At 51.2% G+C, this 381-nt stretch carries 1 pseudogene; it reads left to right on the forward strand.

Annotated features, from left to right (window positions below):
- Positions 1 to 94, forward strand: a pseudogene (locus BK660_RS32085) (peroxidase); the annotation flags it as partial.
- Between the last annotated feature and the right edge of the window lie 287 nt (positions 95 to 381).

Genomic DNA, 381 nt, shown 5'->3' on the forward strand with positions numbered 1-381 from the left:
GTTGAAAGATGAAGAAGAGATTAAGCAGCGCTTTCCGAAGGGCTATCGCGCGGTGAAGCCATACCTGCGCCTGACGCCGCAGCCGAACAAGTGAGATTTGCGGTGTAGTCACCACCGCCATCGCGAGCAGGCTCACTCCTACAGGGAAACGCATTCCAAATGTAGGAGTGAGCCTGCTCGCGATGGCGTTAGTCCAGTCACCACGGAACCACTAAGCAGGGGATTTCAGGCCGTTCCGACGGCCTTTTTTTTCGCCCGGAACAAAGTGAATCTCATATCTCCAAAACGAATAACCAAATGAATAAATATGATTTATGGATATATAAATCAGCTGGTAAGGTCACTCCATCGAAGCGAGATCGCAACCCGCGAATCGCCTGC

The organism is Pseudomonas brassicacearum, from assembly GCF_003732265.1.
In the GTDB taxonomy this organism is placed as follows: Bacteria; Pseudomonadota; Gammaproteobacteria; order Pseudomonadales; family Pseudomonadaceae; genus Aquipseudomonas; species Aquipseudomonas brassicacearum_D.